This is a genomic window from Aquimarina megaterium XH134, assembly GCF_000520975.1.
In the GTDB taxonomy this organism is placed as follows: domain Bacteria; phylum Bacteroidota; class Bacteroidia; order Flavobacteriales; family Flavobacteriaceae; genus Aquimarina; species Aquimarina megaterium.
In genome coordinates, this window is sequence record NZ_JACB01000006.1 from 330,807 (window position 1) to 356,121 (window position 25,315).

General features: G+C 33.2%; 28 protein-coding genes. 18 read left to right on the forward strand and 10 right to left on the reverse strand.

Annotation, left to right across the window (positions count from 1 at the left end; all coding sequences use genetic code 11):
- Positions 1 to 126: 126 nt before the first annotated feature.
- Genes Z053_RS0108385 through Z053_RS0108410 form a run of 6 tightly spaced genes read left to right on the forward strand, consistent with a single transcriptional unit; the run spans position 127 to position 5,314 of the window.
- Positions 127 to 909 carry a 2-keto-4-pentenoate hydratase gene (locus tag Z053_RS0108385; RefSeq protein ID WP_025664589.1) on the forward strand — a complete coding sequence of 261 codons (783 nt, stop codon included), beginning with the start codon at positions 127 to 129 and terminating at the stop codon, positions 907 to 909.
- Between the two features lie 31 nt (positions 910 to 940).
- Positions 941 to 2,044 (forward strand): aminotransferase class V-fold PLP-dependent enzyme, encoded by a 1,104-nt coding sequence (locus tag Z053_RS0108390; RefSeq protein ID WP_025664590.1) that lies wholly within the window; start codon positions 941 to 943, stop codon positions 2,042 to 2,044.
- A gap of 4 nt (positions 2,045 to 2,048) precedes the next feature.
- Positions 2,049 to 2,951, forward strand: coding sequence for a PhzF family isomerase (locus Z053_RS0108395; protein WP_025664591.1), 903 nt, complete (start codon positions 2,049 to 2,051; stop codon positions 2,949 to 2,951).
- Positions 2,948 to 3,787 carry a PhzF family phenazine biosynthesis protein gene (locus Z053_RS0108400; RefSeq protein WP_025664592.1) on the forward strand — a complete coding sequence of 280 codons (840 nt, stop codon included), beginning with the start codon at positions 2,948 to 2,950 and terminating at the stop codon, positions 3,785 to 3,787. Before Z053_RS0108395 ends, Z053_RS0108400 begins: the two co-directional genes overlap by 4 nt.
- Before the next feature lie 34 nt (positions 3,788 to 3,821).
- The gene (locus Z053_RS0108405; protein ID WP_025664593.1) at positions 3,822 to 4,199 is read left to right on the forward strand and encodes a RidA family protein; all 378 of its coding nucleotides are present in this window, start codon (positions 3,822 to 3,824) and stop codon (positions 4,197 to 4,199) included.
- Between the two features lie 14 nt (positions 4,200 to 4,213).
- A complete protein-coding gene (locus Z053_RS0108410) occupies positions 4,214 to 5,314 on the forward strand; it encodes an aminopeptidase (protein ID WP_025664594.1) in 1,101 nt (366 codons plus the stop codon).
- A 249-nt stretch (positions 5,315 to 5,563) separates the two neighbouring features.
- On the opposite strand, the gene Z053_RS0108415 is transcribed toward Z053_RS0108410, so the two are convergent.
- On the reverse strand, positions 5,564 to 5,902 hold the full coding sequence (locus Z053_RS0108415; protein WP_025664595.1) for a hypothetical protein: 339 nt from the start codon (positions 5,900 to 5,902) through the stop codon (positions 5,564 to 5,566).
- A 478-nt stretch (positions 5,903 to 6,380) separates the two neighbouring features.
- Here Z053_RS0108415 and Z053_RS31430 point away from each other — a divergent pair, with 478 nt between their 5' ends.
- Complete coding sequence (locus tag Z053_RS31430) at positions 6,381 to 6,536, forward strand: hypothetical protein (RefSeq protein WP_159099330.1); 156 nt, start codon at positions 6,381 to 6,383, stop codon at positions 6,534 to 6,536.
- 69 nt (positions 6,537 to 6,605) lie between these two features.
- On the opposite strand, the gene Z053_RS0108425 is transcribed toward Z053_RS31430, so the two are convergent.
- Complete coding sequence (locus tag Z053_RS0108425) at positions 6,606 to 7,193, reverse strand: riboflavin synthase (RefSeq protein WP_025664596.1); 588 nt, start codon at positions 7,191 to 7,193, stop codon at positions 6,606 to 6,608.
- An 87-nt stretch (positions 7,194 to 7,280) separates the two neighbouring features.
- Between Z053_RS0108425 and pdxA the strand changes: the two genes are divergently transcribed.
- The 6 genes from pdxA to accC all read left to right on the forward strand — a co-directional run bounded on the left by pdxA (position 7,281) and on the right by accC (position 12,383).
- Positions 7,281 to 8,339, forward strand: coding sequence for a 4-hydroxythreonine-4-phosphate dehydrogenase PdxA (pdxA, locus tag Z053_RS0108430; RefSeq protein WP_025664597.1), 1,059 nt, complete (start codon positions 7,281 to 7,283; stop codon positions 8,337 to 8,339).
- Positions 8,340 to 8,514: 175 nt separating this feature from the next.
- Positions 8,515 to 9,057, forward strand: coding sequence for a YceD family protein (locus Z053_RS0108435; RefSeq protein WP_025664598.1), 543 nt, complete (start codon positions 8,515 to 8,517; stop codon positions 9,055 to 9,057).
- Between the two features lie 7 nt (positions 9,058 to 9,064).
- Complete coding sequence (rpmF, locus tag Z053_RS0108440) at positions 9,065 to 9,262, forward strand: 50S ribosomal protein L32 (RefSeq protein WP_024768393.1); 198 nt, start codon at positions 9,065 to 9,067, stop codon at positions 9,260 to 9,262.
- Positions 9,263 to 9,435: 173 nt separating this feature from the next.
- Positions 9,436 to 10,431: a beta-ketoacyl-ACP synthase III gene (locus Z053_RS0108445; protein ID WP_025664599.1), complete on the forward strand. Its 996-nt coding sequence runs from the start codon at positions 9,436 to 9,438 to the stop codon at positions 10,429 to 10,431.
- 27 nt (positions 10,432 to 10,458) lie between these two features.
- Positions 10,459 to 10,944 (forward strand): acetyl-CoA carboxylase biotin carboxyl carrier protein, encoded by a 486-nt coding sequence (gene accB / locus Z053_RS0108450; RefSeq protein WP_025664600.1) that lies wholly within the window; start codon positions 10,459 to 10,461, stop codon positions 10,942 to 10,944.
- 89 nt (positions 10,945 to 11,033) lie between these two features.
- Complete coding sequence (gene accC / locus Z053_RS0108455) at positions 11,034 to 12,383, forward strand: acetyl-CoA carboxylase biotin carboxylase subunit (protein WP_025664601.1); 1,350 nt, start codon at positions 11,034 to 11,036, stop codon at positions 12,381 to 12,383.
- A gap of 133 nt (positions 12,384 to 12,516) precedes the next feature.
- On the opposite strand, the gene Z053_RS0108460 is transcribed toward accC, so the two are convergent.
- Positions 12,517 to 14,088, reverse strand: a complete 1,572-nt coding sequence (locus Z053_RS0108460; RefSeq protein ID WP_152538276.1) for a hypothetical protein — start codon at positions 14,086 to 14,088, stop codon at positions 12,517 to 12,519.
- A 168-nt stretch (positions 14,089 to 14,256) separates the two neighbouring features.
- Between Z053_RS0108460 and Z053_RS0108465 the strand changes: the two genes are divergently transcribed.
- The 4 genes from Z053_RS0108465 (at position 14,257) to Z053_RS0108480 (ending at position 17,648) form a co-directional block, all read left to right on the forward strand.
- Positions 14,257 to 15,369 (forward strand): NAD(P)/FAD-dependent oxidoreductase, encoded by a 1,113-nt coding sequence (locus Z053_RS0108465; protein WP_025664603.1) that lies wholly within the window; start codon positions 14,257 to 14,259, stop codon positions 15,367 to 15,369.
- 108 nt (positions 15,370 to 15,477) lie between these two features.
- The gene (mtgA, locus tag Z053_RS0108470; protein WP_025664604.1) at positions 15,478 to 16,155 is read left to right on the forward strand and encodes a monofunctional biosynthetic peptidoglycan transglycosylase; all 678 of its coding nucleotides are present in this window, start codon (positions 15,478 to 15,480) and stop codon (positions 16,153 to 16,155) included.
- A gap of 4 nt (positions 16,156 to 16,159) precedes the next feature.
- Positions 16,160 to 16,615, forward strand: coding sequence for a 3-oxoacyl-ACP synthase (locus Z053_RS0108475; protein ID WP_025664605.1), 456 nt, complete (start codon positions 16,160 to 16,162; stop codon positions 16,613 to 16,615).
- A gap of 97 nt (positions 16,616 to 16,712) precedes the next feature.
- The gene (locus tag Z053_RS0108480; protein WP_025664606.1) at positions 16,713 to 17,648 is read left to right on the forward strand and encodes an alpha/beta fold hydrolase; all 936 of its coding nucleotides are present in this window, start codon (positions 16,713 to 16,715) and stop codon (positions 17,646 to 17,648) included.
- 417 nt (positions 17,649 to 18,065) lie between these two features.
- Here Z053_RS0108480 and Z053_RS0108490 read toward each other — a convergent pair whose 3' ends face one another.
- Together Z053_RS0108490 and recJ are read right to left on the reverse strand one after the other, a co-directional pair.
- The gene (locus Z053_RS0108490; protein ID WP_025664607.1) at positions 18,066 to 18,419 is read right to left on the reverse strand and encodes a hypothetical protein; all 354 of its coding nucleotides are present in this window, start codon (positions 18,417 to 18,419) and stop codon (positions 18,066 to 18,068) included.
- A 61-nt stretch (positions 18,420 to 18,480) separates the two neighbouring features.
- Positions 18,481 to 20,166, reverse strand: coding sequence for a single-stranded-DNA-specific exonuclease RecJ (recJ, locus tag Z053_RS0108495; RefSeq protein WP_025664608.1), 1,686 nt, complete (start codon positions 20,164 to 20,166; stop codon positions 18,481 to 18,483).
- Between the two features lie 127 nt (positions 20,167 to 20,293).
- On the opposite strand from recJ, the gene Z053_RS0108500 reads away from it, so the two are divergent.
- Entirely contained in the window at positions 20,294 to 20,884 is a 591-nt protein-coding gene (locus tag Z053_RS0108500; RefSeq protein ID WP_025664609.1) for a carboxymuconolactone decarboxylase family protein, read from the forward strand.
- A gap of 99 nt (positions 20,885 to 20,983) precedes the next feature.
- Here Z053_RS0108500 and Z053_RS0108505 read toward each other — a convergent pair whose 3' ends face one another.
- From Z053_RS0108505 to Z053_RS0108530, 5 genes are all read right to left on the reverse strand, one after another.
- Positions 20,984 to 21,637, reverse strand: coding sequence for a response regulator transcription factor (locus tag Z053_RS0108505; protein WP_025664610.1), 654 nt, complete (start codon positions 21,635 to 21,637; stop codon positions 20,984 to 20,986).
- Positions 21,638 to 21,701: 64 nt separating this feature from the next.
- The gene (locus tag Z053_RS0108510; protein ID WP_025664611.1) at positions 21,702 to 22,484 is read right to left on the reverse strand and encodes a sensor histidine kinase; all 783 of its coding nucleotides are present in this window, start codon (positions 22,482 to 22,484) and stop codon (positions 21,702 to 21,704) included.
- Positions 22,485 to 22,896: 412 nt separating this feature from the next.
- Positions 22,897 to 23,577: a hypothetical protein gene (locus tag Z053_RS0108520; protein ID WP_025664612.1), complete on the reverse strand. Its 681-nt coding sequence runs from the start codon at positions 23,575 to 23,577 to the stop codon at positions 22,897 to 22,899.
- Between the two features lie 19 nt (positions 23,578 to 23,596).
- Positions 23,597 to 24,343, reverse strand: a complete 747-nt coding sequence (locus Z053_RS0108525) for a hypothetical protein (RefSeq protein WP_025664613.1) — start codon at positions 24,341 to 24,343, stop codon at positions 23,597 to 23,599.
- Between the two features lie 234 nt (positions 24,344 to 24,577).
- Entirely contained in the window at positions 24,578 to 25,276 is a 699-nt protein-coding gene (locus Z053_RS0108530) for a M50 family metallopeptidase (RefSeq protein WP_025664614.1), read from the reverse strand.
- Positions 25,277 to 25,315 lie beyond the last annotated feature (39 nt).

Genomic DNA, 25,315 nt, shown 5'->3' on the forward strand with positions numbered 1-25,315 from the left:
CCACACAAATCATCTTAATTTATAAAAAAAGAGATCAAATAGATGGTCAAAAATTAGAGATCATGAATCTGCCGAGTCATTATATTTTAGAGATCCTGATAAAAAATTTAACCGAAACAAGTATTTATGAAAGATAAAATCTACAGCTCAAAAACTCTATTATACAGGTCAGAAATGATGGCAGCATACAAGAAAGAGATCTCACTACCATATCTGTCGGATTTTGATATAGTATTAACTTCAGATCAAGCCTATCAGATTCAGAAACATTTGGTGCAGGAAGCATCAGAAAATGATGCTATTATTGCTTACGAAGCAGGTATGACTTCTAAAGGTTCTCAGAAAAAATTTGGTGCAACTCAACCACTTGCGGCAGCACGATTTGCTTCTGGACTTTATTTCGACACTACAGAAATTAAACTCTCTGAATTTCAAAATCCAATCCTCGAAACAGAAATCGGTTACCGAATGAAATCAGCAATCACAAAAAAAGTAACCTTAGGTAGCGTAAAAGAATTGGTAAAAGAAATTATACCTATGATCGAAATCCCGGATATTAAACATCCAGATATGTCCAGGTTAACTCAGAAAGATATGATAGCTACCAATGGTGCTGGTGCAGTAATTATCCAAGGCAAACCAATGAATCCCAATGTAGATATTAATGAAGAAATCATAACCCTAGCATTGGGTGAAGAAGAAATTAGCAGAGGAAAAGGAAGTGACGCTATGGGAGATCAATGGACATCATTAGTATGGTTAATCAATAAGACCTTGGATCAAGGATACCCAATTACTTCAGAACATACCCTTATGACTGGTACAGTTGGACAAATAGTACCACTAACCAAAGGTTCTTATACTGCTTTATACGGATCTCTGGGAATGATCAAGTTTATAGTAGTCTAGACTAGACTAAAGAATTTCTAACACATAAAAAATGAACTGGGAAAAGTATCGTCAGGAATTTCCTGCATTAAACACCTATACATATCTAAATACTGCGGGAGGATGTCCCTTGGCAACATCGGTAAAAAATGCTGGTATTCAGTTTTATAAAGACATGGAAAAGCATGGGGATACTCCTTGGGACAAATGGATGGTTAAGATAGAGGAAACGCGTCAAAAATTAGCTCTGTCTATAAATGCAGATGTAGATGAAGTTGCATTTCTTTCGACAGCTACACAGGCCGCTAATTTGGTTTCCCGAATGCTTCCAAAAGGAGGAGTACTTATGTTACATAAAGAGTTTCCATCTACTAGTTTACCCTGGCTACACCAAAACTATCCGGTAACTTTTGTTGACTTCCCAAATGATCAGGATGAATTATATACCAATTTAAAAAAAGCAATACAACCAGATACTCATTATCTAGTTACAAGCCACACCCATTACATGACTGGTTTTAGGCATGACCTAAAAGAACTTTCGGCATTTTGCAGAGAGCATAATCTAAAACTTATACTAGACGCCACACAATCTTTTGGCTCTACACCTATTGATGTAAAAAGCGATTGTATTGATATTCTATGGTTTAGCGGATACAAATATGCACTTGCAGGATATGGAATTGCCGCTTTATATATCAACCATTCTCTTCTAAACGATATGGAAATTTCAGAGGTTGGTTGGCGAAGTGCCGAGGATCATGGAGAGATGTGGCATGACCGTATAGCCATAAAAAAGGGAGCAGCTGCACTAGAAACAGGGCACCCACCTTTTGCCGGAATCTTTGCCCTAAATCAAGGTCTTAATATTCTAACTGAAATATCTATAGAAGCTATTCATAAGCGTTTAACAGAACTTACTGATTATTTGGTATCCTGTTTGGTTAAAAACGAAATGGAAATAACCTCACCAACATCAGAAAAATATCGATCTCCAATTGTTATAATAAAGGTAAAAGATGCCAATCAAATTGAAAAGAAGCTTATACAGCATAATATATTTATAGGAAAACACAGCAACCGATTAAGAGTTTCTTTGAATTTCTATACTACTCAAAAAGACATCGATCACTTTATAGCGATTTTAAAAAAATAAGAGCATGAAAAAATTCACTGTATATCAAATAGATGCTTTCACCAAAGAAAAATTTAAAGGAAATCCTGCAGGAGTTGTAATTAACGCAACAGGATTAGATGATACTCAAATGCTGGCTATCGCACGAGAATTAAACAACTCTGAAACAGCATTTATTTTTCCTTCTGATAGCAAAGACAATGATGGTGTTATACGATATTTTACACCTACAGTAGAGGTTCCTATTTGTGGTCATGCAACTATCGCTGCTATGTATGCCAAAGCCATATCCGAAAATCTTAATTCTTGCGTATTAAGAATGAAAACCAAAGTAGGTGTTTTACCATTTACTATCTATAAAAAAAATGATGATTATAAAATAGAAATGACACAGGGCCCTATCAGTTTTGAGTCACCTTTTAGTAAAGAAATTCAACATCAAATTATAGCTGCACTTGGACTAAAAAGTACCGATATAGATGAAAAATGTCCTATCCAAATTGCTTCTACAGGGCATTCTAAAGTAATGATAGGCATCAAAAACAATAAAACACTTAATACCCTTAAGCCCAATAATAGTAGACTTAGTGAACTCAGTAAAATAATTGGATGTAATGGGTATTATGTTTTTACGTTTGATTCTACCGATAAGGATTGTTTGATCGATGGGCGCATGTTTGCTCCGGCTATAGGTATAAATGAAGACCCCGTTACTGGTAATGCTAATGGTCCTTTAGGCGCTTATTTGATTCATCATGAATTGGTTTCATATAATGGTAAAGAATTTACTTTTAAAATCAAACAAGGTGAAAAAATGAAGCGTACAGGTTATATGAATGTTCATGTGACCTGTGCATATAATCAACCAAAACAAGTACAAATTACAGGCAATGCAGTCGTTGTATTTAAAACCACAATAACCATATGAAAACAACAAAAATTCAAAAAATAGCGGCTTTCTCTTATAACAATACAGGAGGAAATCCTGCAGGTGTTGTAATAACAGATAAAATGCCGAAAGAAGAAGAAATGTTTAGCATCGCTAAAGAAGTGGGATTCTCTGAAACTGCTTTTTTACATCCCAAAGATGACGGGTGGCGTATTCGGTATTTTTCTCCTGAAATAGAAGTTGATTTTTGTGGTCATGCTACCATTGCCACAGGAGCAGGTTTGGGGCAAAGTCATGGAGAAGGAACATACAAACTGTTTTTAAACAATGGAGAAATTAGTGTTGCCGTTAAAAAAACTACAGGAAAGGATTTTAAAGTAACATTGCAATCGCCCGAAACTTGGTCAAAACCAGCACCACAATCGGTTATAGATGATATTCTTAGTTTATTTAACCTTCCGGTTACGGCACTTCATACAGATTTCCCGATTCGATATGCTTTTGCAGGAGCCAAACATCTTATTCTTGTTGTAAACGATCGAAAAACAATAGCCAATATGAAGTATGAATTCGAAAAGACCAAAACTCTTATGCTTAAAGAAGACCTGGTCACTATAAGTTTACTATGGTTAGACACCAATAATGTATTTCATTCCAGAAACGCATTTGCTTCAGGAGGAGTATATGAAGATCCTGCTACAGGAGCTGCCGCTGCTGCCCTAGCGGGTTATTTGCGCGATATACATTGGAAAGGAAATAATAAATTCGAAATCATCCAGGGAGAAGATATGAGATCTCCATCACGACTAATGGTAGAATATACTTCCGTTATCGGATCTAGTGTAAAAATATCAGGAAGTACACGGAATATTTAGATAAAATTTTGAACAACCGACTCAAATAAAAAACATGAAGACAAATGAAACTTTACACATACCCAAAAGTAATGGACACTATGCTATGTGGGTAGAACATAAAGGGACTCTTTATTTAAGCGGACAATTACCGATACATCCAATTACCAAAGAAGTTCCTGTAGGTATTGAAGCACAAACAAAATTGCTACTACAGAATATAGAACTCACGCTAAAAGAAGCTGGAAGCAGTAAAAATCATATCATTAGAAATGAGATTTTTATTAATGATGTTGCCCATTGGCCAACAATAGACAAAGTATATGCTGATTTTTTTGGAGATTACAAACCCGCTCGAGCAGTGGTTGGCAATGCCGAACTACATCTCGGTTGCCTCATTGAAATCGTAACAACAGCAGCAATAATCGAATAATTAATACTAAAAAAATGAATTCATCTATATTAAAAAAATACGCAGATCTATTGGTACATTACTCCCTTGATATACAACCAGGAGATAAATTATTTATTCAAACTACAACACTTGCAGAACCATTAGTGCGAGAAGTTTTTAGAACTGCTATCAAAGCCGGAGCACATGTAGAATACCAATTGGAGTTTAGTGAAGCTCATAAAATTAAAATTGATAATTCTGAAGAAAAGCAATTAAATCAACCTCCTGTATTGTATGCGCATGCGATGGAGCATTTTGATGCTTATCTTAAAATTATGGCTCCCCATAATCTTATCGAAAATCAAAATATAGATGCTCAAAAACAACGAAAGCATAAAGAGACTTTAAAACCAATAACAGAACATTATTATAAAAGAACCGCCAATGGCAGCTTAAAACGAACTTTGTGCTTATATCCAACACAAGCGGGTGCACAAATGGCAGGCATGTCACTAGAAGAATATTCACATTTTGTCTTTAATGCTTGCCATCTATTTGATGAAGACCCTAAAACATCCTGGCTGCACATACGAAAAGAACAACAAAATATTGTTGATTATTTAAACAAGGTAGATAAGATACAGTATATCACCAAAGGAACCAACATACAGTTTAGTGTTAAAGGACGAAAATGGATAAACTCTGATGGACGAACAAATATGCCCAGCGGAGAAGTATTTACCGGACCAATTGAGGATAGCGTGAACGGAACAGTATATTTTAGTTTACCTTCTATCTTTGAAGGTCATATCGTAAAAGGAATTACACTAACGGTTAATGATGGTAAAATTATAGATTGGAAAGCAGAAGAAGGACAAGAATTATTAGACGACATATTTAAAGTTCCGGGAGCTAATTATTTTGGAGAAGTCGCTATCGGGACCAATTACAATATACAGCAAGCTACAAAAAACATCTTATTTGATGAAAAAATAGGAGGCACTATACATATGGCGGTAGGACAATCGTATTTTCAAACCGGTGCCAAAAACAAATCTATTATTCATTGGGATATGATTACAGATATGACACAAGGAGGCAAGATATTGGCAGATGGAAAATTAATCTATGAAAATGGAAAATTTCTTATATAATACACAAACGATTGGCAAAATTAATCTTAAGTAATTTTTATTAATATTATATTCAATAAATTCTCTGGGATAAGCCGATTATAATCAAATCTAAACATCATGTAAAAAGGGATATTTAACTTATATTGTTTCGGGTGAATGTTTCAAAAACAGGTATTAAATATTTTCTTTTGAGGAAAACCCATAATCAGGCACTTCAATTAATATATACTATAGCACTTTTTTATTCACGTTTTAGAAGAAATAAAACTATACCAACTTAATATCCTCTTTAAATAACATATGAATATATTCGGCATGCACTTCTGCATGGTGTTGATTTTCTAGGCAATGAAATAGTAGATGAATCAATCCATAATCACCCAAACTATCCCTATACTCATATCTGGCCTTATTTTTTACCCATAAAATAAAACAACATAAATGACCTATCTCCCCCAACTTTTGAGGATCTTTTAAGCATTCTCTAAATTCGTCTAATGTCATATGAGCATATTCATCATACTTTTTTTTGCAAAAGTCATAATCAAAAGTATGCTTATACGATTGTAATTTTCGGTTTTGTATTTCGTAGTTAATACCACTCATAACATAAGAGTAATTTACATCAGGTTAAGTATTCATATCCTCATAAATATACGATTTGAAGTTATCTCTGTTTTTACAAAACGCATGCCAGGACTTTAAAAAATTAACCCAAAAAGCTTAAGTAAATCTTAAAATTTTAATTAATAGTTTATATTTTTATTTATTGGAATAATTCCAATACAAAAATACAAAATTTGGAATGATTCCAATAAAGATATTTCGTTTTTGTGCCTTAATTTTTCAACTTATTACCAGAAAAAGCAAAAATACAAAGGAGACAAACCAAGATGTAACTTATTGTTTTACAGGTTTTTAAAACCAAACATTCATAAGTTTTGTTAATAAAACCTGATAAGTTTATTTTAAAAAATCAAACATGTCTATTAAATTTACTCTTGAATTTGATACGATATGGTATGTTTTTTGGGGAAAGAACTACTATAACGAAAAATTGGGAAAATAAATCAAATCTAGAATTATGCAGTATAAAGTAATTGATGCAAAAAGCCAGTATTTTGGCAAAGTATTGGATTTCGAATCCTGCTCCACTTTAAGCGATCTGGGAGGAGTACTCTTAAAGATCGAAAGAAACAGGGTTTCACTTTTTAAATTTAACGAAGTAGAACTGGTATAATTGCCATTCTACTTCTTTATATTTTCCTTACTTATTTTTACTACATCCTTAAGATGTTTATAAGTTAAGCTATCTTAGTTCTGTAATTCGTTTTACATATTTACCAATTACATCAAACTCGAGGTTAACAACACTTCCTTCTTTAAAAGTGTTAAAGTTTGTATGCTCATAAGTATATGGAATAATAGCAACACTAAATTCGTTCTTTTTAGAATTAACTACAGTCAAACTAACTCCATTAACCGTTACCGATCCTTTTTCTATAGTGATATTATTTAGTGAAGGATCATAATCAAAAGTAAAATACCAACTTCCATCAGCCTCTGTGATTGCTGTGCAAATTGCAGTTTGATCTACATGTCCTTGTACAATATGCCCATCTAACCTATCACCTAATTTCATTCCTCTTTCCAGGTTTACTACGTCATCAACCACAAGGGTATTAAGATTAGTCTTATCCAGCGTTTCTTTGATCGCCGTAACTGTATACATATCTTCATTAATAGATACCACCGTCAAACAAACCCCGTTATGCGCTATACTTTGATCGATTTTCAATTCTGAAGTAAAATTCGCGCGTATAGTAATATCCAGATTTTCTTTATTAGTTTGTAAAGAAGTAACAATTCCTAATTCTTCGATGATTCCTGTAAACATAAATGCGAATTATTTAATTAAATTTGTGACCTTGAAGTTTGAAGTCTGATTTTAGATTTCAAAAATACTGATAAAGTAGTTTATATAATGAAGAAAGAAGAAAAAATAAGATTAGGGATTTCTATTGGTGATCTTAACGGAATAGGAAGTGAAGTCATCCTTAAAACTTTTGAAGATTCGCGAATGTTAGATTTTTGTACTCCGGTAATTTTTGCTTCGGTAAAAATTCTTTCTTTCTTAAAAAAACAATATAAAAGCAACATAAACCTTCATGGTATAGATAAGACATCTCAGATTCTGGATGGTAAAATAAATGTTCTTAATGTTTGGAAAGAAGCCGTTAGTCTTAATTTTGGAAAAGAAGATGAAAAAGTAGGAAGCTATGCGATCAAATCACTTAAATCTGCAACCGAAGCTTTAAAAAACAATCAAATTGATGTACTGGTTACCGCACCTATTAATAAACATAGTATTCAATCTAACGAATTTAAATTCCCAGGACATACCGATTATCTGGATCAGGAGTTAGAAGGAAATAGTCTTATGTTTATGATCACCGATGATTTAAAAGTTGGATTACTTACCGATCATGTTGCTGTTAAGGATATAGCCGATACCATTACACCAGAATTGATTGAACAAAAAATAGATACTATTCATCATGCGCTTAAACAAGATTTTGGTATCTCAAAACCAAAAATTGCAGTATTAGGAATTAATCCACATAGTGGAGACAACGGTGTAATTGGTAAAGAAGATGAAGATGTATTAAAGCCAACAATCCAAAAAATTAATGAATCTGGTAAATTAGTATACGGTCCCTACGCAGCAGATAGTTTTTTTGGTTCTAATAATTATAAAGCCTTTGATGCAATTGTAGCTTCATATCATGATCAGGGATTAATTCCTTTTAAAACACTCTCTTTTGGCAAAGGAGTAAATTATACGGCAGGCCTACATAAAGTTCGTACTTCTCCAGATCATGGTACTGCTTTTGAAATTGCAGGAAAAAACCTAGCCGATAATAGTTCATTTAAAGAAGCTGTTTTTGCGGCATTAAAAATTTTTAAAAATAGAAATGAATATAATGAATTAACTCAAAACCCTCTAAAAAAACAACCTCGTAAACCGCAAAATAAGTTATGAGAGGCTAGGAATTAGTTGTAAAAACGATCCTCAAACCTATTACCCTGATCCTTAAACCTAATTAATCACTAACAATCTGATATAATTTTGTTTACAAAAATACTTTCATAACGAATTTTTATTATCTTTGCACCCGCCTTTATCAAATTGATAGGCACTTGAAACTGATGATGAAATGATACAACTTAAAGAGTATACTATTCCTTTCGTTGGACTGAAGCAAGGATTACACCAGTTTGAGTATCAAATTGACAATACGTTCTTTGAACATTTTGAGTATGATGAGTTTAATTCATCTGCAGTAAAAGTTGATATGGAGTTTAATAAAAAAACAACTTTATTAGAACTTCAATTTAAAGCAACCGGAACTGTAAATGTAAATTGTGATCTCACCAATGAACCTTTTGACTTACCTATTAAAAATGAATTCTTTTTGGTAGTAAAGTTTGGAGATGAATATAATGATGAAAATGAAGAGCTTCTTATTCTTCCTCATGGAGAATATGAAGTTAATGTTCAGCAATATATTTATGAGCTTATTGTTTTGGCTATGCCATCTAAAAGAGTTCATCCAGGTGTTGAGAACGGAACATTACAATCAGACATACTTGAAAAACTAGAAGAATTAAGTCCGAAAGAAAAAACAATAGTGAACAACAATGAGGAAACAGATCCTCGCTGGGATAAATTAAAAAACTTATTAAACGATAAACAATAGCTAAGCAATGGCACATCCTAAGAGAAAAATATCGAAAACAAGAAGAGATAAAAGAAGAACGCATTATAAAGCTTCTGTACCACAAATAGCTACTGATCCAACTACTGGAGAGGCGCATTTATATCACAGAGCACACTGGCATGAAGGTAAATTATACTATCGTGGTCAGATTGTTATCGACAATACTGAAGAAGAAGTAGCGTAAGGATACTGTTAAAATTTTAATGAGAGCTCTCACAAATGTGAGAGTTTTTTTGTTTTTAGTTGAATATGTGTCAAAATCCCGTTATTTTGCGCCATATTTGTGTATAATTTAGTAATTTCGACAACTTTTTGAACGCATTTTTATGCTATAGTTTGTGAAACTAAAACTAAGATATGAGTAAAATCACAGCCGCTATCACCGCTGTAGGTGCATACGTGCCAGACTATGTGTTAACTAATGATATATTAGCAACAATGGTCGAAACTAACGACGAATGGATAACCAGTCGTACAGGTATCAAAGAACGCAGGATACTAAAAGATAAAGATAAGGGAACATCTTTCTTAGGTATAAAAGCGGCAGAAGATCTAATCGCTAAAAAAAATCTCGACCCTAAAGAGATTGATATGGTGATTTTTGCAACTGCAACTCCAGATCTTCCAGTTGCTGCAACCGCAGCATACACAGCTTCGAAGATAGGGGCCGTTAATGCTTTTTCCTACGATTTACAGGCAGCTTGTTCCAGTTTTTTATATGGAATGTCTACTGCTGCCAGTTATATAGAATCAGGAAGATATAAAAAAGTGTTAGTAATAGGAGCAGATAAAATGTCCTCTATTATTGATTATACCGATCGTACCACTTGCATCATTTTTGGTGATGGTGGTGGTGCAGCTCTTTTTGAACCCAATTATGAAGGTTTAGGACTTCAAGACGAATACCTACGTACCGATGGTATCGGAAGAGAGTTCTTAAAAATTGAAGCCGGAGGATCTATTCTACCTCCATCAGAACAAACTGTAGCCAAAAGGCAGCACTTTGTTCAACAAGACGGAAAAACTGTATTTAAATATGCAGTTTCTAATATGGCAGATGCCAGTTCTAAGATTATGGAACGTAATAGTTTAACAGGACAGGATGTAAACTGGCTTATTGCACATCAAGCCAATAAACGTATCATCGACGCTACAGCCAAAAGAATGGAGCTAGATGAAAGTAAAGTTCTTATGAATATCCAACGATATGGTAATACAACCTCAGCCACCTTACCATTATTGTTACACGATTACGAGAAACAACTCAAAAAAGGAGACAACATAGTATTTGCCTCATTCGGTGGAGGCTTTACTTGGGGATCCATTTATCTTAAATGGGCCTATAATTCCTAAACAACTAAAACACACAATACCCACATTATGGATTTAAAAGAAATTCAGAATTTAATTAAATTCGTAGCCAAATCAGGAGCTAGCGAAGTAAAGTTAGAAATGGATGACATTAAAATCACCATTAAAACAGCATCAGAAGATGGTAAAGAAACCACAATTGTACAACAACTACCAGCAACTCCTCAAGTGGTAGCTCCCGTACAACCAACACCTCCTGCAATTACACCTGCAGCAGTTGTAGAAGAAAAAAGTGCTTCTGACGATAATTCAAAATACATAACCATCAAATCACCTATAATAGGTACTTTATACAGAAAACCATCACCAGACAAACCTACATTTGTAGAAGTTGGTGATTCTATAAAAGAAGGAGATGTACTTTGTATTATTGAAGCGATGAAACTCTTTAATGAGATCGAAAGTGAAGTCTCTGGTAAAATTGTAAAAGTATTAGTTGATGACTCTTCTCCAGTAGAATTTGATCAGCCACTATTCTTAGTAGACCCATCATAATTAAACTCATAATTTCAAACCTTTAAATTTCAAATCAAATATCAAGAATTGAAATTTATTGTTTTGAATATTGTAATTTCTAAGAAGTTATGTTTAAAAAAATTCTAATTGCAAATAGAGGTGAGATTGCATTGCGTGTAATCAGAACCTGCAAAGAAATGGGGATAAAATCTGTTGCGGTATACTCTACAGCAGATGCAGAAAGTTTACATGTACGTTTCGCAGATGAAGCCGTTTGTATCGGACCTGCACCCAGTAATGAATCTTACCTTAAAATGTCTAATATTATTGCTGCTGCAGAAATCACAAATGCAGATGCAATACATCCAGGCTATGGTTTCCTTTCAGAAAACGCTAAGTTCTCTAAAATTTGTGAAGAGCACGAAATAAAATTTATTGGTGCCAGTGCCGAAATGATTGATAAGATGGGTGATAAAGCTTCTGCAAAAGCAACTATGAAAGCAGCAGGAGTACCTACAATCCCTGGTAGTGAAGGTATTTTGGATTCTTTTGAAGAAACCGAAAAGCTTGCCGATGAAATGGGATACCCAGTAATGCTAAAAGCTACGGCTGGTGGTGGTGGAAAAGGTATGCGCGCTGTATGGGCAAAAGAAGACTTGAGAAAATCATGGGATAGTGCCCGCCAGGAAGCAGCAGCCTCATTTGGTAATGACGGTATGTATATGGAGAAACTCATCGAAGAACCACGCCATATAGAAATTCAGATTGTAGGAGATAGCAACGGAAGAGCTTGTCATTTATCTGAAAGAGATTGCTCGGTACAACGTAGACACCAAAAGCTTACAGAAGAAACTCCTTCGCCATTCATGACAGATGAGTTGCGTAAAAAAATGGGAGAAGCTGCAGTAAAAGCTTCAGAATATATCAAATATGAAGGTGCAGGAACAGTAGAGTTTTTGGTTGACAAACACCGTAATTTCTACTTTATGGAAATGAATACTCGTATCCAGGTAGAACACCCTATCACAGAGCAAGTAGTTGATTATGATTTGATTAGAGAACAAATTCTTGTTGCTGCGGGAGTACCAATTTCAGGTAAAAATTATTTCCCACAATTACATTCTATAGAATGTAGAATCAATGCCGAAGATCCATATAAAGATTTTCGACCTTCACCTGGTAAAATTACCAATTTGCATATACCAGGAGGTCATGGTGTACGAATAGATACTCATGTATATAGTGGATACATTATTCCGCCTAATTACGACTCTATGATTGCCAAATTAATAACCACTGCACAAACACGTGAAGAGGCGATTAATAAAATGAAGAGAGCATTAGATGAATTCGTAGTAGAAGGTATAAAAACTACCGTTCCCTTTCATAGACAACTTATGGACGATCCAGATTATATCTCTGGAAATTATACCACTAAGTTTATGGAAGATTTTGAAATGGAAGACCCAACTGAATAACAACCAATTAAGCCTCAGCAATGAGGCTTTTTTTATGCACTTTACTTATTAATTTTAGAGATAGTCCGTGGATGCATAAGATCAAGTACTCCTTTAGAGCATTATGACTTCATATATTCTTCTTATAAGTTTTTTAATTATTTTCTATTAAGCCAAATCCTTTCCAACCACTATTAGTATATACCCAACCAACATAACCTCCAGGAATTGCATTGGTATTATAAACAATATCACCTTGATTCCAACTACCTGTGACTGGTATTGAAGATGAATAGTTTATTTTATTACTTTCTGAAGACCCTAACCCCCTTAATGATATACCATTTGAGGATCTTAAACTTAGGCCTCCATAATTACCATTTGCGGATGAAGGATTAAAAACAAAACTATTTGAAGGAATAGAATTTATAATTGGAAAATTTTCGTTGGATACACACATGTTTACATTAACTCCTTCTGCGTAATCTGCACTATATATCGGAGTTTTTCCAAACTCATAAAAATAAGAACCAGAAATATTCATTCCTTTTACTCCTCCCAATACTATAGCCCAATATGGGGAAACGTTCCATTTTGAATTAAAATAATTATCGATAACATTTACCCCTCGAACATTAGCAAGATTATTTATAGCAATAGCTTCATAATCTAGCCACTCCCAATAACAACCTATAAAGGAAATATTAGTAAGAGGAGCATTTCCTCTATTATCTAGTAATACACCATGCCCAAATTCAAAATTACAGCTAACAAAATTGATACTTGATGAGTCTCCAACTATTTTAAATAAAAAACTGCTTTCATTTTGAGGTTTATTACTTAAAAAACATCTTTCTATCAATAAGTTGTTACATTGTCTATTGAAAATATATCTTGGTGCAGAAATGTCCAAATGTCTTTGAGTACTTCTACAATTTTTAATAGTCGCTCTCCAGAACGATTGTGCATTAATATCGTTTACCAAATTTCTAAAATGAATATTCTCAATTAATGCATCTTCATTATACTTTAATTTTATGCCAGAAATGTTACTTCTTTGAATATAAGTTGTATCATTTACTTTTATATCTGTATCACTTAATAAAGTTAAATTACTTAGTATCATATTTGTAATTTTGGCCTTATATCTAATATTTCCCTGATTATCCGTTTTCTCCGGCATTTCTAAATCAAAAATATAACCACCACCATCAATTGCTCCATAAATATTCGATCCCTTATATCCTTCTCCTTTTATTTTAAGCCTATGGATATGTGATTTTTTCTCATCGATTTCAATTTTTAAAGAATTAACAATGCGATAATCTCCTTTAGGAATAATCAGAGTATTTCCTATTCGTTGAGTTTCGTAAATTGCATTTTGTATAGCAGCTGTATCATCCGTATTATAGCTATACGCTCCACGTGCTCCAAACCACTTGACATTTATATCGCCTTTATATACTCTAATCCATTTTTTGTTAGGATTTGCATTTACATTAAAAACTGTACCTCCATTCTCCTTTAAATCAGAAACTTCATTTTTGAAAAGTCCACCACCACCATCATCAGGAGTATAATAACCTTTAACATAAACATAATCATCATTACCAGGGTGGTTTTGGAGTTCAGATATATTAGGAAAGATTGCTGTTGCCAAAACTGATTGAGCTCTCGAATTAATAATGAATGATAATACTAAAACTATAAAAATGTATTTTCTCATTTTTTTATATCGTTTCATGTTTATGTCTCGATAATTAAAAATGTTACTTCCCTTTTTAAGAAAGCTGTTTTAAAAATGTATTTTCTGCTATAGTAACTATACAAGAAATCATAAAATCTCTTTAGGAACAACTATATTTGTTTTCTAACATATAATACCTGTTGTACTTTGAATTTTAGTTATTGGGAGCATAAAACTTGGTTATCTAATATCGATTTTACTGTTATCGGAAGTGGAATTGTAGGACTTACTTGTGCATTAAGATTACAAAACAATTTTCCGAAAGCTAAAATTCTTATTCTGGAGCGTGGTATATTACCAAACGGAGCTAGTACCAAGAATGCAGGTTTTGCTTGTTTTGGAAGTCTTTCAGAAATTCTAGACGACTTAAATTCGCATAGCGAAGAAGAAGTATTACAACTTGTCAAAAAAAGACACAATGGACTTCAGTTATTAAGAAAACACTTAGGAGACCAGACCATCGGCTATTTTCAAAATGGCGGTTATGAACTTTTTACCAAAAATGACCAAGCTCTATATGAAGACTGTTTTTCAAAAAGAGAGCAAATAAATACGTTATTAAAACCAATTTTTGAAGATGATGTTTTTAGTACAAGTTCTAATATTTTCAATTTTGAGAATATCCAGCCTCAATACATCGTTAATCAATTTGAAGGTCAAATCGATACCGGAAAAATGATGGAAGCATTACTAAAAAAGGTTCGAAATTCTGGTATTAAGATTCTAAATAATTGTACAGTCGAAACTTTTGATGATGACCATACTTCTGTAAAAATAAAAACCAATCAGTTTACGTTTTCTACACACAAAGTATTGATCGCTACAAATGGTTTTGCTTCTCAATTAGGAATTCGGGAAGTAAAACCCGCCCGTGCTCAGGTTTTGATTACCCAACCCATAGATAATTTACATATTAAAGGAACGTTTCATCTAGATAAAGGATATTATTATTTTAGAAATATTGATAACAGAATCCTATTTGGCGGAGGCCGAAATTTAGATTTTAAAGCTGAAGAAACTACAGATTTGGCTCAAACTGAATTGGTACAACAAAAATTAGAAGAAATTTTACGGGATGTCATTTTACCCGATATTAATTTTGAAATCAATCATCGCTGGAGTGGAATTATGGGAGTAGGAAATCAAAAACAATCTATCGTTAAACAATTATCTCAAAACGTATTTTGTGGTGTACGACAAGGCGGAATGGGCGTTGCTATAGGAAGTCTGGTAGGTACAGAATTAGCTGATCTTTTATAAGTCATTCCTGGTGTTATGAAATGAGTTTTAACAATTAATGTTGACACCAAACAAGATCTTCAATGGTGAATTCTATCTGACAACTAAAAAAACAACAAAAAAGAACAGATGAAAAAATACCTTCATTTTATACTTAAAAGCAGTATCACATTTATCATACTAAGTGTGTTGTGGGTATGTATGTATATATGGGTTAATGTTCCTGTCACCCCGTTAATGGGAATTCGAAAATTACAATCCAAAAATGAGTATACAATTCGACATCAATGGGTACCGTTATCCAAGATTTCTAACGCTTTACAACTTGCTGTAATTTGTAGCGAAGACCAACGATTTATCGATCATCATGGTTTTGATAAAGAAGCTATCGAAAAAGCAATGGCAGCCTATAAATCTGGGAAACGATTGCGAGGTGCAAGTACGATTTCTCAACAAACCGCCAAAAATGTTTTTTTATGGCCACATCGCAGCTGGGTACGAAAAGGGTTCGAAACTTATTTTACATTTTTGATAGAGACTTTCTGGAGTAAAGAACGTATTCTAGAAATTTACCTAAATAGTATAGAAATGGGAGATGGGATCTACGGGGCCGAAGCTGCTGCCCAGTTTTGGTTTAATACCTCTGCCGCTGCTCTTAATACAGACCAGGCCGCAGCTATCGCAGCAATACTTCCTAATCCCATACGCTTTTTGGCAAATCCGCCTTCGGCATACACCAAAAAAAGAAAAAAATGGATTATGATACAAATGCGTAATTACGGTACTTTAGTATTTGATAAGAAATAGAAATATGAATCCACAGAAGACCAAAGAAGAAATACTAAATCAATGCCAAAATTATGTAGATCAAAGACTACAAAGAATTCAAAATACTATTGCTGGTATTCAAGAATCTTTAACTTCTGAAACCAAAAGTACTGCTGGAGATAAACACGAAACTGGGCGAGCTATGTTACAATTAGAGCGTGAAAAAGCAGGAAAACAATTAGCCGAAGTACAGAAACTGCAGGAAATCTTGGCGAAGATTAATATTTCTCCTTCAGAACATATTCACCTTGGTAGTCTGGTGATTACCTCACAAGGTCATTACTTTATTAGTATCTCTGTCGGTAAACTCTCTATAGGAAATAAATCCTATTTTGCCATAGCTGCTAATTCTCCTATTGGTAAATTACTATTAGGAAAAACTATCGGTGATCGTTTTAGCTTTAATGAAAATGAAATTGTAATCAAACAAGTTTCTTAACCTCATTTTAAACATAGTGGCTATTAAATTTTTAAACCTATATAGCATACAAAAATGATTTTAAGTAAATTGCCAGTTCATAAATCATCTTTTTACCATGAAGAAATTTTTTGTGCTTACCCTAATAGGGGTATTGCTCTTTTCGTGTAAACCATACGAGAATACCAAAATCAGAAAAAACCAAATTACTTACGAAGATTTTAGATCTGATCAAAGATTATATCCTACAGATGATGGTTTACTAAAATATATAGATAAAGGAAAAGGGCCTGCAATTGTATTATTACATGGTGTACCCACTTCGGGATGGTTATATCGTAAAATGATCGATCCTTTGGTTGCAAATGGATTTAGAGTAATTGTACCCGATATGTTGGGGTATGGTTCTAGTGATTCTCCCGAAGGTTTTGAAATCTACAATGCAGAAAATCATGCCAAACGCTTGTTAGAGCTTATGCAAGCATTAGGGATCGATACCTGGTCTCATGTAATGCATGATGCTGGTGGACTATGGACCTGGGAGCTTATGAAACAAGCGCCCGATAAAATTGAAAAACTTATTGTATTAAATACCATTATTTATGACGATGGATTTTACCCTCCTGTACGTATGAAACCAGGAGGTCTTGCCAAGACAGCAATGTGGGGCTATAGAAATGGTGTTACAACCAATACTTTGCTTAAAAGCCTATTTAACCAGGGATTGAAAGAAAACGTCTTAAATTCTCTTGATGTAGAAGGATACAAAACTCCTTTATTAGAAGGTAAAACACATGCTATGTATTATTTCTATAGCCAGACCTGTAATGAATTACCAGACTACTCAGAAGTTTTTGAAAATGTTAATATGCCTGTTACGGTTATATGGGGTATACATGACACTATGTTACAATGGCCTCCACAACAAGTGCGTGCGGCTAATGCCCTAAAGGTTAAAAATGAAGACATTCATTTTATAGATGAGAAACATTTTTTGCAGGAAACAAAAGCAAAAGAAATCACATATAAAATTGTTGAGTTTTTGTATAAATAAAGAATGGCCTTTTAGATTAAAATTGCCTTTTTAATAAGTAACAAATCCTTTATTAACGACATTAACTAAAAACACTTATAATTTCGTAAAAAAATCTAAAAAATGAACACAAAGAAAGAATTAGAAAATTTTGAATTTGCAAAAATCGACATGAGTAAAATTTATGGTGGAACAATCTATCTAGAACATGAAAAAGTAAAAGGAAATGTAACCGCTGAATAAGGCATTGTATCCAGGCATTTCAAAATACAAATAAAAAAGGCTACTCTTTATGGAATAGCCTTTTTTGTTATAATTTTAAAGAACATTTATGATGTCATTAAACCATTTATAGTATCCTTTTTGAGATAGATTAGATGCTTGCTTACTGTCCTCTTATTAAGGATCATGAGTTAAAAAGGTTATATGTTATATTTTTCAGTTTAAAGACAAATTCTTTACCCAGTCTTTTAACTCTACTCTAAAAATAGTACCCTTGATTAGTTCCTGGATTTGATGCACTTCTTCTCTACTTACTGCCAAATCAATCTTATCAGAAGGTGTTCTTAATAATAGAGATCTACATTGTTGTGAATTTTTACATTGCCTACAGCATTGAGATTCTATAGTGGTAGTACAAGAATTTGAAAAATCCTTCAATTCATTTAACGTAAGTAAAAATCCAATATCTCTAAATACTAACTGAACTCTAGGCATTGAAATATGCTTTTCTTGTTTCCAAAAGAAAGAAATACCTAATTCGTTACTGTATATTTTATCTATAGCGTTCATCCTGAATACATATTTGAATCAAAAATAATAACTATTTATAATAAATCTAAATAAAAATAAGTTAATTTATATCTTTCAATTTTAATTGAAGCGATACTTCTCCATTCCATTCGTTTTCATCGATAGTATACGCAGCTTTAAAATATTGCCCTTCGGTTATCAAATTGTATTTAGAACCAAGATTAAAGCCAATAGCACCTATAGCAACTCCATTTTTTTGCACTCTACATTTTAAATGTTTCTCATCGGCTCCTACGCATTTTCCGTATCCGGTATCATTTAATCCTTCTGTCATAAAAACCGGAGCCATATTTCCTGGACCATATGGAGCGAATTGTTTTAAAATACGATAGAATTTAGGGGTGATTTGATCTAGTTCTAGAGAGGCATCAATAGATATTTCGGGGATAAGCATTTTTTTATCAATAGTAGCAGATACTATTTCTTCAAACTTTTGCTTAAACGGCAGGTATTGCTCTTCTTCTAATGTTAACCCTGCAGCATATTTATGGCCTCCAAACTGTTCTATATGCTCTGAGCAAGCTTCTAATGCATTATAGACATCAAACCCTTTTACAGATCGTGCAGAAGCTGCTAATTTCGAGCCACTTTTTGTAAAAACCAAAGTCGGGCGATAATACGTCTCTGTTAATCGTGATGCGACAATGCCTATTACTCCTTTATGCCAATTTTCTTCATACACCACAGTAGTATATCTATCCTCTTCTTTATTCTGAAGTATCTGTCCCAATGCTTCCTGGGTTATGCTTTTATCAGCATCTTTTCTATTACTATTATAAAGTTCTATTTCTGCAGCATATTGCAGTGCAATATCAAGATTTTCTTCTGTCAACAAATTAACCGCATGTAATCCATGTTTCATTCTTCCGGCTGCATTAATCCTTGGTGCAATGATAAATACCAGATCTGTTATCGTTAAAGTTTCTTTTTTTACTTCAGACAACATTGCTCTAAACCCAATTCTGGGATTTGCATTAATAACCTGTAAGCCAAAATATGCCAATACACGATTCTCACCTGTTATTGGTACAATATCTGCACCAATTGCCGTAGCCACCAGGTCCAAATATGGCAATAAATCCTCTATAGTTTGATTTTGATGAACGGCCAATCCCTGGATCAATTTAAATCCTACTCCACAACCGCATAATTCTTTATATGGGTACTCACAATCTTTACGTTTTGGATCCAAAACCGCAACTGCATCAGGAATCTTATCTCCCGGTCTATGGTGATCACAAATAATAAAATCGATTCCTTTTTCTTTGGCATACGCTATTTTCTCTATAGCTTTAATTCCACAATCTAAAGCAACAATAAGAGAAATATCATTGTCATGAGCATAATCAATTCCCATATACGATATCCCATATCCTTCATTATATCGATCAGGAATATAGGTAGCAATTTGATGAGATAACGTTTTTAAATAAGAGGAGAGTAACGCCACAGATGTGGTACCATCTACATCATAATCTCCGTATACCATTATGTTTTCGCCATCAGTAATTGCCTTTAGGATTCTGGCAGTTGCCTTATCCATATCTTTCATCAAAAAAGGATCATGTATATCATCTAAAGACGGTCTAAAAAACTTTTTGGCCTGATCAAAAGTTGTTATCCCTCTTTGCACTAATAACGAAGCAATTATTGTATCTACATTAAGAGTTTTTGCCAAATTTTCTGTTGCCGAAATATCAGGCTTTGGTTGTAGTGTCCATCTCATTCGTGTGGTAAATTCCTATATTAAAAAATCCAAAGTACAAAAAACATCCTGACCTCTCTTGATTTGACATTAGTTTTGTATTTTGCTTTGCTAAAAATTATACGTTTAAACTAAAAAAATACATACTATGGCATTAGTCACTCCATTATCGGCTGATCATGATCCGGAAACCAGAGAATTAGCAGAATTCTTTAATGAAACTTTAGGATTTTGTCCTAATTCTGTACTTACCATGCAAAGAAGGCCCGCTATTTCTAAAGCATTTATTAATCTTAATAAAGCCGTAATGGCAAATGAAGGTCGAGTAACCTCTGCATTAAAACGTATGATTGCCTGGGTAAGTAGTAATGCTACAGGGTGTAGATATTGCCAGGCACATGCTATTCGTGCAGCCGAAAGATATGGTGCAGAACAAGAGCAATTAGATAATATATGGGAGTATAAAACACATCCCGCTTTTAGTGATGCAGAACGTGCAGCACTTGATTTTTCTCTTGCTGCATCAGTAGTCCCAAATGCTGTAGACGATACTATCAAAGAAGAATTGTATAAATACTGGAATGAAGGAGAAATTGTAGAAATGTTAGGAGTAATTTCTTTATTTGGGTATCTAAATCGCTGGAATGATTCTATGGGTACAATGGTAGAGGAAGGAGCTATTGAATCTGGTGAAAAATACCTAGGAAAACACGGTTGGGAGAAAGGAAAGCATATTTAATATTTTCTAGAGCTAGAGATTATAATAGAATATTTCGTACTATAAAACCTGTCAGGATTTTAAAACCCTGACAGGTTTATTTTTACTTTCCAAAATGATCTAAACAGAAATGATTTTCTCTTTAACTGCTTTAATAACTAAACCGGCCGTATTCTTCACACCTAATTTACCCATTAAATTTTTGCGATGCCCTTCAATTGTTCTTACGCTTAGAAAAAGTTGTTCTGCAATTTCTGCAGTTGTAAACTCTTGAGTAATCCCTTCTAACACTTCTAGTTCTCTAGAAGTAAGATGATAATCTTTTCGTATCGCAGGAGGTTTTGAGGTTTTATGTTTCAACCCTTTTAATAACGCTTCTGATACAAAGGAATTAAAATAAAATCCATTTTCGTATGTAGATCGTATTGCTATTTCTAACTCATGCTGGGTAGTATCTTTTAATAGATATCCATTCGCTCCCGCTTCCATCAAATAAGAGATCATTCTTTCTTCTGTATGCATTGTTAGAATAATAATTTTTAGATCGGGATACAATTCTTGTAATTTTAGAGTTGTATCTACACCGTTCATATCTCCCATCTCTAAATCCAAAAGGATTACATCCGGAACCACATTATTCAACTGTGCTAATAGGTCTTTACCACTCACCGCTTCTAATACCAAAGAAATATTGGTCATTCTTTTTAACAGTGATTTTATACCTTCACGAAATAAGTTATGATCATCAATCAGTCCTAGTTTTATAGTCTCCATGATTAATTGTGATTAAAATTGTTAATGCTTCTTTTTATCTAGGGGTTTTTTACTGTTTTTATGGTCAAACTGGTATTACAATTTTCACTTTCATACCAGAGCTCTTTTTAAAAAAATGTATCTTTCCAGAAAGTACCGACAATCTACTTTCTATGTTTTTGAGTCCTAGCCCTTTTTTATGCAAAAGGTTTTTTTGTTTCAAACCCTTCCCATCATCTTCATAGAGTATAATTAACGAATTTCCTTCATTTTTTAACTCAACATATATTGCAGAAGCTTCTGCATGTTTAAGTGTATTCGTAATTAATTCCTGAATAATTCTATACAGGTTAAGTTCTTTTGATTTGGCAATCGTTTTTATAGTATTATTCTTAAAATGCACTTTAATCTTTCCCGAGTCATTTATAGTTTGCACCAAACTTTGTGTTGCCTCTATCAATCCTAACTTTTCCAGAACCACTGGTCTTAGATCTTGAGAAATGCTACGTACACTTTGTATCATATCATCGAAAAAAGAGCTCATTTTTTTCGCAATGCTTTTAAGCTCTTCTGGAGGCAATTCTGGTGTAATTTGCCCAAAATACAATTTGGTTGTGGTTAACATAGCTCCCACATCATCATGCAGTTCTTTGGCAATCCTACTTCGTTCTTCCTCCTGACTAATAATCGAGGTTTTTAGTAATTCTTTCTGATAATCTGATTCTATTTTTTGATGTTTCTCTTGTTGTGCCAACAATCTGCGCTGATAAAGAATAAAAAATATTATTACTGATAATGACAGTAAAAAAATCACCACCATACCAATGATTATAACCTTTAACGCAACAGCTTCTTCGGGTTCACCCATAAAATAAATAGTATAAAAAACAGTAAAGAGTTACATCAAATACAATAGTTATACCTCTTGCTTTTTATTAGTAACATGCCATATTCTATAGCTCTTTACTTTTTAATTAATTATCTTTTCCAGACTAGTCTATTATCAGTGGGGGTATAAGATTTTGAATGCTCATAAATAAACGGCCCTATTTTAGTCTAATTCTAATAAAAACCAAACATCATGACTTCTGGGTCTACTTTTTTCCAATTAAGTATTGGTTTTTTGTTCTCTATTATCTGGAGGTGCTTCTTCTTGTCTAGCAATAAATGAATTCGATGAGGTTAAAAATAATAAACGAATTGTTTTCATGTTTTCAGGTTTTAAAAGTTTACATAAATATAGCTCAAAAAAACAGTAAAACCAGCACTTCAGGCCAAAATCATTCGATCAAAAAATCATTATTTTCATTAATCTCTTTTTGGGGTTTTACCCATATAGCCACCGTATAAAAAATAGTTAATACAATATTTATCACAGCATGTAGTCCCCAAAGAATATGACTAGCTTCAGTAACTCCTTTAAATAAGGTATTATTCATAAAAAACAAGATTAAACTACTGGAAAAATAAATCAAGAACCCTGAATTGATCCAAAACATAGGATTCGTTTCCAGGGTACTATATTTTACTTCTTTAAGTAATGCATAAAAATAACTTAGAGACAAAAAGATAATTATCGCTCCCATAAGTGTTGTTGCATTAGAATTAAAAGTTAATAAATCTTGAAAGAATACAATATTTACAATAGCAAATACAACAAAACCAATACTTAAACTAGTAAAGAAATATTTTGAAAATGTTTGTGATAACGCTCTCCTATAAATATTAACAATCAATAAAAAATGAATTACCGTAAAAAAATGATATACTGGTAAATTATTTATTTTTTTGTACCAAAGTATATTCGATATAGATTCTACTATTAATACTATTATTAATAAGTACAGTAATTTTTTCTGTACAATATTTAGTGATTTAAATTTATATCCCGATAATATTAAAGGGACAATCACTATAAAAGATGAAATATTACCCAAAATATCAAAAAGCTCTTCACTCATTAGTCTCTAATTAAGTAAATCATTCTCCTGTACAGGTAGGTGGACAAGGTTTAGAATATTCAATAAACACTTCATTATCTCCATATTCGATAATCCCGGCTCGTTGCATCATGTTTTCTACTGGTTCTTTGGGTGTGATCCCAATAACAGGAGTAAACGATATCATATCCTTATACTGAAATTTGTTCATATCTAATCCAGGATAAAATTTTATTTTTTCGATACCATTTGGCAGATAAGGATTGATCAAATCTGCTGTTACCGTATAAAAAAGTACTCTCTCCATAGGCTTTTTCTTTTCCTTTACGGTAAACAAGTCATCAACCAGGCTCATATCTACCTCTTCCCAATTATCATGAATCATTTGCTTAAAGGTAAGGGGGACAATTTCTGATCCCAGTTCGGTTTCTTTAATTTGTGGTTTTTTGATTTTAGGTTTTTGAAAAGCTTCCAGGCCAAAGTATTGTATATTTCCTTCTATATCAACAATCTTAAAAATTGGAAAAAATGTAAACTTTTCTTTATATCCACGTTTCAAGGCCATGTACATAGTAAAAGTCTTAATCTCTTGTATATCATTAAAACGTTTAACATCGTCTTTGCTCATACTAAAATAATATACGCGTTCATATTGCCCTATAGCAGGATCTAGTTTATGAAAATGATGTGTTAATTGTAGTACATCTGCATTTCTCCACAGCGTGGTAGATTCTTTAAAAATTTCTTCTGTAATTAGGGTGTTTTCTTGTGTGATTACGTTTTCCATGTGATACTATATTTATAAGTTAATAATTAGTATTAAAGTTAATCAAAAAAAACCTGCACGCTTTGTTGCAAAAGGAATTTACAGGTAATTACCATATAAAAACACGTATTTACCACGTATTTCAATTTCTCGATTTTTTTCGATTTTTTATATGTCTTTTTTAAGAAAACATCAAGACACTACTAACTTGTAAAACGTAAGTGATTTACACAAAAAACAATGTTTGCCACAACATCATTTTCTTAGATAATATCGATAACTTTTATACAGCAGGTAAATGGAAATTAGTAGAATACATATGGCCCACATCCAATAAGTGCCAGGCAGGTAAGCCGCAATCATTTGTGTGTCAGAATACTGAATTTTCCCGTCTCGTTCGAATTGTTTTGTAAACAGGTACCCTATTTGTAGATATGAACTTAATACACATTGAGTTCCTAAAAACAAGAGTGTAAAAGCTTCGAGTTTTCTTACTCTAAGAATTGCAATAAAAAAGAGAAGTGCAGCAAAAACGCTTAGGATAATTAATGCCAGCAGTTCATGAATCCACAAGCATAATGATAGTACCATTATTATAATTAGTGACCATAGTGCAATTTTAGAGCTTATTTTATTTCTGGCCGAAGCTATAAGTATAGCTCCCGAAATTGCCGGACCCAACAAACCTCCCGCTGCAGTAATACTTCTGGCGATACTAAAAGGTAAGTAACTGGCCGAAACATTAGAGTACGCTACACCTCCTCCGTTTTCGTATATTTCGAGGTAGATAAACTTACCTCCCACCAATATTGCTGTTAAGCCATGGCCCATTTCATGAAACCAGGTACCTAATAGTAATAACGGGTATTGTATAAATCCAAAATAAGGTAGTTGCCATAATAAAAAAACAAGCAGACTAATTCCTAGTATAGAGAGCAAGGGGTAGTTTTTCATGCAATCAAAGTTTTACACTTAAAATACATAACGATTTTT